This window comes from Parvibaculum sp., assembly GCF_035511255.1.
Classification (GTDB): Bacteria; Pseudomonadota; Alphaproteobacteria; order Parvibaculales; family Parvibaculaceae; genus Parvibaculum.
The window spans coordinates 1-10,129 of sequence record NZ_DATKFR010000303.1; the positions used below are offsets into that span (position 1 = coordinate 1).

Annotated in this window: 10 protein-coding genes, 1 tRNA gene, 1 pseudogene and 1 riboswitch; of the genes and pseudogenes, 11 read left to right on the top strand and 1 reads right to left on the bottom strand. The window is 66.0% G+C overall.

All coding sequences use genetic code 11. The features are described from left to right. The 6 genes and pseudogenes from VMR03_RS11980 to VMR03_RS19000 all read left to right on the top strand — a co-directional run. Positions 1 to 696, top strand: a 696-nt coding sequence (locus VMR03_RS11980) for an enoyl-CoA hydratase/isomerase family protein (RefSeq protein WP_325405498.1), incomplete at its 5' end; no start/stop codon positions are given. 2 nt (positions 697 to 698) lie between these two features. After that, entirely contained in the window at positions 699 to 1,886 is a 1,188-nt protein-coding gene (locus VMR03_RS11985) for an acyl-CoA dehydrogenase family protein (protein WP_325405500.1), read from the top strand. Positions 1,887 to 1,897: 11 nt separating this feature from the next. Continuing rightward, positions 1,898 to 2,692, top strand: coding sequence for an enoyl-CoA hydratase/isomerase family protein (locus VMR03_RS11990; RefSeq protein WP_325405502.1), 795 nt, complete (start codon positions 1,898 to 1,900; stop codon positions 2,690 to 2,692). A 1-nt stretch (position 2,693) separates the two neighbouring features. Continuing rightward, complete coding sequence (locus VMR03_RS11995; protein ID WP_325405504.1) at positions 2,694 to 3,491, top strand: SDR family oxidoreductase; 798 nt, start codon at positions 2,694 to 2,696, stop codon at positions 3,489 to 3,491. A 125-nt stretch (positions 3,492 to 3,616) separates the two neighbouring features. Continuing rightward, on the top strand, positions 3,617 to 4,315 hold the full coding sequence (locus tag VMR03_RS12000; RefSeq protein WP_325405506.1) for a glutamine amidotransferase: 699 nt from the start codon (positions 3,617 to 3,619) through the stop codon (positions 4,313 to 4,315). 383 nt (positions 4,316 to 4,698) lie between these two features. Then, positions 4,699 to 5,379 (top strand): annotated as a pseudogene (locus VMR03_RS19000) (PQQ-dependent sugar dehydrogenase); the annotation flags it as partial. A 412-nt stretch (positions 5,380 to 5,791) separates the two neighbouring features. Here the strand turns inward: VMR03_RS19000 and VMR03_RS12010 are convergent. Then, positions 5,792 to 5,867 (bottom strand) — tRNA-Ala (locus tag VMR03_RS12010). Positions 5,868 to 6,068: 201 nt separating this feature from the next. Here VMR03_RS12010 and VMR03_RS12015 point away from each other — a divergent pair. The 5 genes from VMR03_RS12015 to VMR03_RS12035 form a co-directional block, all read left to right on the top strand. Continuing rightward, complete coding sequence (locus VMR03_RS12015) at positions 6,069 to 6,365, top strand: YggT family protein (protein WP_325405510.1); 297 nt, start codon at positions 6,069 to 6,071, stop codon at positions 6,363 to 6,365. A gap of 7 nt (positions 6,366 to 6,372) precedes the next feature. Further along, the gene (locus tag VMR03_RS12020; protein ID WP_325405512.1) at positions 6,373 to 6,696 is read left to right on the top strand and encodes a DUF167 family protein; all 324 of its coding nucleotides are present in this window, start codon (positions 6,373 to 6,375) and stop codon (positions 6,694 to 6,696) included. 47 nt (positions 6,697 to 6,743) lie between these two features. After that, positions 6,744 to 6,828, top strand: a riboswitch (ZMP/ZTP riboswitch). 20 nt (positions 6,829 to 6,848) lie between these two features. Then, positions 6,849 to 7,763, top strand: a complete 915-nt coding sequence (locus VMR03_RS12025) for a bifunctional methylenetetrahydrofolate dehydrogenase/methenyltetrahydrofolate cyclohydrolase (RefSeq protein WP_325405514.1) — start codon at positions 6,849 to 6,851, stop codon at positions 7,761 to 7,763. 25 nt (positions 7,764 to 7,788) lie between these two features. After that, the gene (locus VMR03_RS12030; RefSeq protein ID WP_325405516.1) at positions 7,789 to 8,799 is read left to right on the top strand and encodes an aldo/keto reductase; all 1,011 of its coding nucleotides are present in this window, start codon (positions 7,789 to 7,791) and stop codon (positions 8,797 to 8,799) included. Continuing rightward, the coding region (locus VMR03_RS12035; RefSeq protein ID WP_325405518.1) for a serine hydrolase domain-containing protein at positions 8,796 to 10,129 on the top strand (1,334 nt) is incomplete at its 3' end. The genes VMR03_RS12030 and VMR03_RS12035, both read left to right, overlap by 4 nt.

Sequence of the window (10,129 nt, forward strand, 5' to 3'; positions counted from 1 at the left end):
GGGGATATGCATCGCGAGCTGTCGCAGGTTTTCCTCGATGCCGCGACCGATCCCCTGTCCGATGTCGTCGTGCTGACCGGCGAGGGCAAGGCCTTCTGTGCCGGCGGCGATCTCAACTGGATGAAGCGCTCCTTCGAGACCGGCGAGAAAGGTCCCGACGCGGCCGAGGCCAAACGCATCGTCTTCTCGCTGCTCGACCTCGAAAAGCCGATCGTCGCCAGGGTGCGCGGACCGGCGGTCGGTCTCGGCGCGACGCTCGCGCTGATGTGCGACGTGATCTTCGCCAGCGACAATGCGCGCTTCGCCGATCCGCATGTGCGCGCCGGCATTGTCGCGGGCGATGGCGGCGCGATCATCTGGCCGCAGCTTGTGGGCTACGCGCGGGCAAAGGAATATCTGATGACCGGCGATCCGGTGCCGGCGGCTGAAGCCGAGCGCATCGGTCTCATCAACCATGTCGTGCCCGATGCCGAACTCGATGCGCGCGTCGATGCCTTTGTCGCGCGGCTCGCAGGCGGTGCGACAAAGGCGATCAAATATTCGAAGGTCGCCGTCAATATCGGCCTGAAGCAGCTTGCCCATTCGATCCTCGACGCCTCGATCGCCTATGAAATGCAGACCTTCGCGACAAACGATCATCGCGAGGCCGTGCATGCCTTCCTCGAAAAGCGCGCACCGCGCTTCACCGGGCGCTGATCATGGCGATCGACATGCAAGCGGCATTGCCCGATCCGCTGGCGGCGGCGGACACCTATGCGGCGGCGCTTGCAGGCCGTTCGGAGGAGATCGAGCGCAACCGCTTTCTGCCGCAGGACCTTGCCGACCTCTCGGCCCGGCTCGGACTGCACCGGCTCTGCATCCCGGCCGCCCATGGCGGGCACGAGGCGCATCCGATGGTGCTGGTCGAGGCGGTGGAGCGTCTGGCGCGCATCGACGGCTCGGCTGCCTGGTGCGTCTTCATAGGATCGACGTCGGGCATGGTGGCGGCCTTCCTTGCGCCCGACGAGGCGCACGCAATCTTCGGCGATCCCATGACCATCGCGGCCGGCGTTTTCGCGCCGCGCGGAACGGCCATGCATGCCGAGGAGAAGGGCGTCTCGGGCTACCGTGTCAGCGGGCGCTGGCAATGGGGCTCGGGTTCGCGCAATGCGCGCTGGATCATGGGCGGGACGCTGATCCTCGGACCGGATGGCAAGCCTGAAATGGCGCCCCAGGGCCTTCCCCAGAACCGCATGATGATTTTCCCGGCGGAGCAGGTGACGCTGCACGACACCTGGGACGTCTCCGGCCTTTGCGGCACCGGCAGCACGGATTTCGAGGTGAGTGACGTTTTCGTGCCGGCCTCGCGCGCCGTCAGCCTTCTCGGAGATCGGCCGCTGGCGCGGCCCCTCTATTGTTTCCCGACTTTCGGCCTTCTCGGCATCGGCATCGCCGGCGTCGCGCTCGGGCTGGCGCGCGGCGCCATCGACGAACTCGTCGGGCTCGCCGGTGGAAAGACGCCGCAGGGCTCCGCAAAGCCGCTGGCGGCGCGGGCGAAGGCGCAGATCGACGTCTCGGAAGCAGAGGCACTGGTCCGCTCGGCGCGCGCCTGGCTCAAGGAAACCATCGACGCCGCCTGGGACGCCGCGTCGCGCGACGGCGCGATCACGGTCGAACATCGCCGCGACATAAGGCTCGCGACGACCCATGCGGTCAGGGCGGCGGCGCGGGCCGTCGATCTGATGTACATGCTCGGCGGCGGTTCCTCCGTCTATCGCGGATCGGCATTGCAGCGGCATTTCCGCGACGTTCATGTCGCGACACAGCATATGATGGTGAGCGAGGCGACGTTCGAGCTGACGGGGCGGCTCTTCCTCGGCGTTCCCACCAACACGGCCATGCTTTAAGACGGAGAGCGATGATGGGCGATTTCACGCGGATCGAACGCGAGGGGAAGGTCGCGATCGTGCATTTCGATCGCGAGGACAATCTCAACGCCATGTCGGCGGCGGCGATGCGCGAGCTGACGGCGGTGGCGCGCGGTTTCGAGGACGACCTCGAGACGATTGCGATCGTCCTTACCGGAACGAAGCGCGGCTTCTCCGCCGGCGCCGATCTCGCCGACCCGGAAATGGCGTCGCGCCGCGACAAGGGGCTTCTCGCGCGGCGTCATGCGCTGAAGATCGGGCCCGACATGTGCGGCGCCTGGGAGCGGCTGGAACAGATCACCATCTGCGCGGTGGAAGGCTTCTGCATCGGCGGCGGCACGGCGCTGGCGGCGGCCTGCGACATTCGCGTGGCGGCGAAGAGCGCCTATTTCCGCCTGCCGGAGATTCCGCTCGGCATGAACATGAGCTGGCATTCCAATCCGCGTCTCGTCAATCTCATGGGCCCGTCGCGGGCGAAGCTCTTCACCATTCTGGGCGAAAAACTCCCTGCGCCGCAGGCACTCGACTGGGGTCTCGCCGATGACATCGCGGAAGACGGAGAGGCGCTCGATGCGGCGCTGAGGCTCGCGCGGAAATTCGCCGCGCTGCCGCCGGTCGCGGTGCGCATGTCGAAACAGTCGATCGACATGGCGGCGAAGGCGCTCAACGCGGCCGTCACCTATATGGACCGCGACCAGTTCGCGCTCGCCGCGACGTCGAAGGATCAGCAGGAGGCGGTCAGCGCCTTCCTCGAGAAACGCAAACCAAACTTCACGGGAGAGTAAGATGGCGGAACGAGATATGGCGGAACGCAGGGGGCGCGTCGAAGGCAAGATGGCCTTCATCACTGGCGGTGCGCAAGGGTTGGGCAAGGCGTCGGCGCTGATGCTGGCGAAGGAGGGCGCGAAGGTCACCGTCGCCGACATCAATGCGAAGGGCGCCGCCGCCGTCGCCGACGAGATCAACGCGCTCTATCCGGGCAAGGGCTTTTCCGTCGCGCTCGACGTCACGCGCGAGGATGACTGGAAGGCGGCGCTCGCCGAGGCCGACAAGGCGATGGGCGGCCTCAACGTCCTCTTCAACAATGCCGGCATCGGCGGCGGTACGACGGTCGAGGACACCGATTTCGAGACCTTCAAGCGGGTGCAGGCGGTCGATGTCGATTCGGTCTTTCTCGGCTGCAAATATGCGATCCCCTACATGGTCCCCCATGCGCCGGGCTCGATCATCAACACCTCGTCGATCGCCGGATTGATCGCCGGCCACAACATGGCCGCCTACAACGCCGCCAAGGCGGGGGTCTGGCTTCTGTCCAAATCGGTGGCGCTTCATTGCGCCAAGCGCGGCTACCGCATCCGCTCGAACTCGATCCATCCGACTTTCATCGACACCCCGATCCTGGATGGTATGACGCGCGGCATGCCCAAGGAGGAATTGCTGAGGAAACTCGCCAAGCAGGTGCCGCTCGGCATCATCGGGGAGCCCGACGACATCGCCTATGCGGTCCTCTATCTCGCCTCGGACGAGTCGAAATTCATGACCGGCGCCGAGCTGAAGCTCGATGGCGGCATCAGCGCGATGTAGGAACCGACTCTCTTTCGCCTGTGACCAAAATGTCCCGCAGCTCCGTTAAGAGAGTGCGGGACATAATTTTGCCTTGGCGCCGCCTTGAAACCGCGCGCTCACACGGCCAAGAATGGTCAGGCATCATGACCCATCGCGTTCTCATCGTTCTCCATCAGGAGCGTTCGAACCCCGGCCGGGTGGCGCAGGAGCTTCGCGCCCGCGGGTGCGACCTCGACATCCGCCGGCCCTCGCTCGGCGATCCCTTGCCCGAAACGATGGACGAGCATTCGGCGGCGGTCATTTTCGGCGGGCCGATGAGCGCCAACGACAATCTGCCTTTCATCCGCGCGGAAACCGACTGGATCTCGAAACCGCTCAAGGCGGAGAAGCCCTATCTCGGCATCTGCCTCGGCGCGCAGATGATGGCGAAACATCTCGGCGCGCGCGTCTATGGCCGCGAGGACAAGCGCTGCGAGGTCGGCTATTTCCCGATCCGGCCGACCGAGCACGGCGCCGGCCTCTTCGACGATCCGCAATATGTCTATCAGTGGCATCAGGAAGGCTTCGATCTTCCTTGCGGCGCGGTACAGCTCGCGGAGGGAAATGATTTCCCGGTGCAGGCGATGCGTTATGGCAAGTCCGCCTATGGCATCCAGTTTCATCCTGAACTCACCTCGCTGATGATGAATGCCTGGCTTCTGAAGTCGGAGGGCCATCTTTGCAGGCCCGGCGCGCAGGCGGAGGCGCATCATCGCGCGGGTCGCTTCCAGCACGACGCGGCGCTGAAGGCCTGGCTTTCCCGCTTCATCGATCATTGGCTGGGCGAAGCCGCGCCGGTGTGAGTGGCGCGTCGGAATTGCGCGGCCCGGTCCGATTGCGTGACGGGGCGGGCGGCGCTATCGTCATCGCCGGTTCTGCCATGACCATGCATTCCGCGTTTCCATCGCCCCATCCTGTCGTCCGTCGGCACCTCGTTTTCATCGCGACGCTCGCGGCGGCGGCAATCACGCTCGACTTGCCGGCGGATGCGGCAGGCCCGGGCGAGGTCGGGCGCCATTTCGAGCTTCGTCTCTCCGATCTTCCGCCGCCCTATGCATCGGGCGGCGAGGGCCCGGCCTCTCCGGAATCCCAGCTGGAAAACACGGCACGCCCGTTGAATGCCTTGCCTGCTGTGCCGCAAGGCTTTCGCATCGACGTCTTTGCGGCAGTGGAACGGCCGCGCGAAATGGCGGCGGGTCCGGGCGGCCTGGTCTTCGTCTCGCAAACGCATGAAGGCGACATTCTCGCGCTGCGCGACGCGGACGGCGACGGCATTGCCGAAACGGCGACCGTCTTCGCCGAGGGGTTTCGCGAGCCGACCGGAATTGCCGTCGAAGACGGCGCGCTCTACGTCGTCGACAGGCGCGCCGTCTGGCGTCTCGGTTTCGACGCATCGACGCTCGCGGCGGAGCCGCGCATCATGGTGACGCGTCCCGGCGCGCTGGGCGACGGCGGCGGTCATGTCACGCGCGAGATCGTCTTCGCGCCCGACGGCAAGCATTTCTTCGTCGCCGTCGGCAGCCAGACCAATGTCGGCGAGGATCCGAGCCCGCGGGCCACCATCCAGCAGTTCCGTATCGACGGACAGATGCAGACGAGCCTCGCCACGGGCTTGCGCAATCCGGTCGGCATGGCTTTCAATCCTGATACGGACGATCTCTACGCCGTCGTCAACGAGCGCGAAGGACTCGGGCCTGGGCTCGTTCCCGATTACCTGACGCGGGTGAAGCCCGGCGCCTTTTACGGATTTCCCTACGCCTATCTCGGCACCCACCCCGATCCGCAGTTCGGCGATCTCAGGCCGGATCTCGTCCGGGCGACGCAAACGCCCGATCTCCTCTTCCCGCCCCGCTCGATGCCGCTGGGGCTCATCTTCTGCAAGGGCGCGGCCTTCCCCCCGGATTATCAGGGCGATGCGCTGGTGGCGCTTCACGGCACCTGGCATGGCGGAGCGCCGGTTCACGGCATAGCCCGGGTGCGCTTCCACGATGGAAAGCCGGAAACGGGCTATGAGATTTTCATGTCGGGTTTCGAGACGGGGACCGGCGGCGTCCCAGGGGTCTGGGGGCGGCCCGTCTGGCTCACCCAGACGGATGACGGGGCGCTGCTCGTCTCGGACGATGTGGCCAATGTCATCTGGCGCGTCACCTGGACCGGGACGACCGCAGGGGCGGAGGAAGCCGCTCGCATCGCCGAGACGCGCCTGGCGGCGCCGGAAGGGCCCTTCGAAGGCCCGTCAATGGGCTTTGTGGAGCCTTCGGAGGCGCGTTTTCCGGGAATGGTGGAGCCGAGCGGGATCGAACCGCTGACCTCCTCATTGCGAACGAGGCGCTCTCCCAACTGAGCTACGGCCCCGGAATTGAGCCGGTTCTTTAGGGGGAGGCGCGGCGGGTGTCAAGAGAAGGCTCGCCGTCGGCCTGAACGCCCGGTCGAGGCCCTGCTTGAACCTTGAGGTCCCGCCCTTTACATCTGGGGCGACCCGCCGGCTCGCGGACGTCCGTTCGTCCGGCGGGCAGCCCGAGGTCCGGTCCAAAAAGGCTCGCAAAGCAGAGGCCCATGCAATCCCTTCTCATCCTGATCACCCAGGCTATCCAGCTCTACATCTGGGTCATCATCATCAGCGCCGTGTTGAGCTGGCTCATCGCCTTCAACGTCATCAACACGCAGAACCGTTTCGTCTATACGGTGGTCGACATTCTCTACCGGCTGACGGAGCCCGCCCTGCGGCCGATCCGGCGCATCCTGCCCGATCTCGGCGGCATCGATATTTCGCCGGTGGTGCTGCTGCTCCTGCTCTATTTCGTCCAGAACCTGATCTGGGAAATCTACGGCTCCTACGCAGCGAGCTTTTGAGGCTGTCATGACCGCCCTGCCGCTTCGCAGGCTTGCGGACGGCGGCGTCGCCGTGACGGTACGGGTGACGCCCAAGGGCGGCGCGACGCGGATCGACGGTCTCGGCGCCGACGCCGACGGGCGAAGTTTCCTGAAGCTCCGGGTCAAGGACGTGCCCGAGAAGGGCAAGGCGAACGCCGCCGTCGTCAAACTGCTCGCCAAGGCGTGGGGCCTGCCGCCGAGCGCGCTCGAAATCGCCGCCGGGGAGACAGGCCGGGTCAAGACGGTGGTTCTGCGCGGCGAGGGGCTCCATGAGCGCCTCGAAGCCTGGTTCGGCGAGATTGCACCGTAAGGCGCTTGCGGCGATTGCGCCTTGTCGGGGCCGTGCTTATGATGCGCCTCGTTCTGCGTGACTGGCGAGGCGAGGTGGGCATGACCACCGGGAAGCGCAGAATGAGAACCGCCGCTCGCCTGGGCACTCCCGTCTCACATTGAGGTGCCCCCATGTCCGCAAGTTCCCCGACCAACAATATCATCGACGGCAAGACCATCTCGACCGCGCTCAAGGCCCGCGTCGCGGCCGAAGTCGCGCGTCTGAAGGCGGAGCACGGATTGACGCCCGGTCTCGCCGTCGTGCTGGTCGGCAACGATCCGGCCAGCGAGGTCTATGTCCGCAACAAGGGGATCGCGACGCGCGAGGCGGGCATGAATTCCTACGAGTTCAAACTGCCCGCCGAGACCAGCGAAGCCGACGTTCTCGCCAAGGTTCGCGAGCTCAATGCCGATCCCGCCGTTCATGGTTTCCTCGTGCAGTTTCCGGTGCCCGACCAGATCAGCCAGCAGGCGGTGATCGACGCGATCGACCCGGCAAAGGATGCCGACGGGCTTCACCCGCTCAATGCCGGGCGGCTCGCGAGCGGCTTGCCCGCCATGGTGCCGGCGACGCCGGAAGGCTGCCTCATCATGGCGAAGATCGCCGCGGGCGGCGAACTCGCGGGCAAGCATGCCGTCATCATCGGGCGCTCGAACCTCGTCGGCAAACCGGTCGCGCAGTTGCTGCTCAGGGAGAACTGCACCGTCACCATTGCGCATAGCCGCTCGCGCGACCTCGCGGGGCTGGCGCGTCAGGCCGACATTCTGGTTGCGGCGGTCGGGCGGCCCAACATGGTCAAGGGCGACTGGGTGAAGCCCGGCGCCATCGTCATCGATGTCGGCATCAATCGTGTGCCGGCGCCGGAAAAAGGCGAGGGCAAGACGCGGCTCGTCGGCGACGTCGCCTTCGACGAGGCGGCGAAGGTCGCCGGCGCGATCACGCCGGTGCCGGGCGGCGTCGGGCTGATGACGGTTGCCTGTCTGATGCGCAACACGGTCATTGCCGCCTGCCGGCAAAACGGCATCGCGCTGCCGGCCGACTTTTGATCGGGGATTTCTGAGGAGCAACGATATGGAAACGCGCAGGCTTGGAGAGTTGTGGCCGGTCAGCGCGCTGACACTGGGCGGCGGCGGCCTCGGCCAGGGCTGGGGCAAGACCGACCGCGCGGAAGCGGTCGCGACCGTTCATGCGGCGGTCGAGGCCGGCATCACGCTTCTCGATCTCGCGCCGCTTTACGGGCGTGGCGAGGCGGAGGCCGCGGTTGGCGCGGCTTTCGACGGCGTCTGGCCGTCGCAGATGCGCGTCACCACCAAATGCATGATCGGCTCGCGGCATTTCGACGGGCTCGAGGAGCGTCTTGAAAAATCGTTGCTCAGGAGCCTTGCGACGCTGAAACGCGAGCAGGCGGACATCTATTTCCTGCATTCGAATATCCACCCCAACGATTATGTCTATGAGCAGGATCTCGACTACCAGACCTATGGCGCCGTGCCCTGGTCGATCTTCGTCGACCGCATCGTGCCGACTTTCGAGAAACTGAAGGCACGCGGACTGATCGGCGCCTGGGGGATCACCGGCACGGGACTGCCGCGCGCGATCATGGAGGCGCTGCGCGGCGAGCCCAAGCCCGCGGTCACACAGGCGATCGCGAACCTCATGGATTCGGCCGGAGGGATGCGGCGCTACGAGGAGCCGGCCGAGCCGCGCAATATCATCCGGACCGCGAAGAACAACGATGTCGGCGTCATGGGCATCCGCGCCGTTCAGGCCGGCGCGCTGACGGAGGCAATCGACCGGCCGCTTCCTTCCGATCATCCGGAGGCGAATGACTATGCGAAAGCGGCGCCCTTCCGCGCGCTCTGCAAGGAGATCGGCGAGGATCCCGCGGTCGTCGCTCATCGCTATGCGCTGGCGATGGAGGGCGTCGACACGGTCGTTCTCGGCGTCAAGAACAGGCACGAACTCGGCGACATCGTCGCCGCCGAAGCGAAGGGACCGCTCGAGGCCGACATCCTGCGGCGCATCGAGGCGCTGGGGCTCCGGCGGCAGGTGCCACGCATTCCTCTCGACGCGCCGATATGAAACAACACTTCATTCTCCTTCTCGCTGTCATCGTCGCCGCCGTGTTTTTGGCGCCGCCGCCCTTCGCGCGCGCCGCGGACGACCCGCGGGCGGCGGGCGGGATGCTCGCCTGGCCGCATGAGGAAATGGTGCGCGCCCTCGGCATCTTCATTCCCGAACGGATGAAGGCGCTCGACGTCGCCGGCGTCAGCGTCGCGGTGGTGGCGGATGGAGGGATCGCCTATGCCGCGACCTTCGGCAAGGCCGACCGCAAGACGGGCGAACCCGTCATGCCGCAGACTCTCTTCGAGGCGGGCGAACTCGGCGAAACGGTCGCCGCCTACGGCGCGCTTACGATGGCGCGCGACAAGCTTCTCTTTCTCGATGCGCCGCTGTCGCGCGACCTTCCCGCACCCTGGCTGTCGCGCAAATCGGATGACGGGCGCGTCACGCTCCGGCAGGTGCTCACGCATACGTCGGGCCTTCCCGACAATGTCGCGCATCCCTCTCGCCGGTCGAGCTTTACGCCGGGCGATCACTTCTCCCATTCCGGCGTCGGCTTCCTTTATCTCCAGCACGTCATGGCGACGATCGGGAAGAAGCCCTTCGAGGCGGAGATGGAGAGCCGCGTCTTCGCGCCGCTCGGCATGAAATCCTCGGGCTACGGAACGGCGGGCGTCGGCAATATGGCGCGGGGCTATGTGCCCCTGAGTTTCGCGGTCGCCGTTTTCTATATTCCCTTTGCCGCGACCTTCCTCGTCACCCTTGTGATCGTCTGGCTCATCATGCGCTTCACGATGCAGCGGAGCCGGCTCGAGACTTCCGATCTGGTCTGGCCGGCGGCGGTCGGCGTCGTCTTCGCCGTCTCGGCCGTCTGGTACGGGCTTGGCTTTGCGAGCGCCGCCTTCATCATCGCCGTCTCGGTCGGCTATGCGCTGGCGATCGGGCTCGTCGCCGGCTTCATCTTCTATCTCTTCTACGTCGTCGGCATCGTGCGTTCGCGCGACGGCGTCATCGCGCGGGGAAACAGCCGCTCGGAAGGCGTGGCCCTGGCCTTTTCTTTTCTGACGGCTTTCGTCGTGAGCCTCATCTTCTTCGAGTGGCCGCTTGGCGTGCCGCGTTTTCCGCTGCTGGAGGACGAGACACCCAATGCCGCGCGTGTCTTCCATACCGACGCGGAGGACATGGCGCGGTTCATGATCGAGTTGCTCGAGGGCCGGGAAATCGGAACGCCGCTGCTCCGGCGCATGACCGCCGAGCGTGTCAGGCTCGATCCGCCCTTCGCCTGGGGCCTGGGGATCGGTATTCGCGACGATCAGGCGGGCGAGACCTTCTGGGCGCGCGGGTCGAG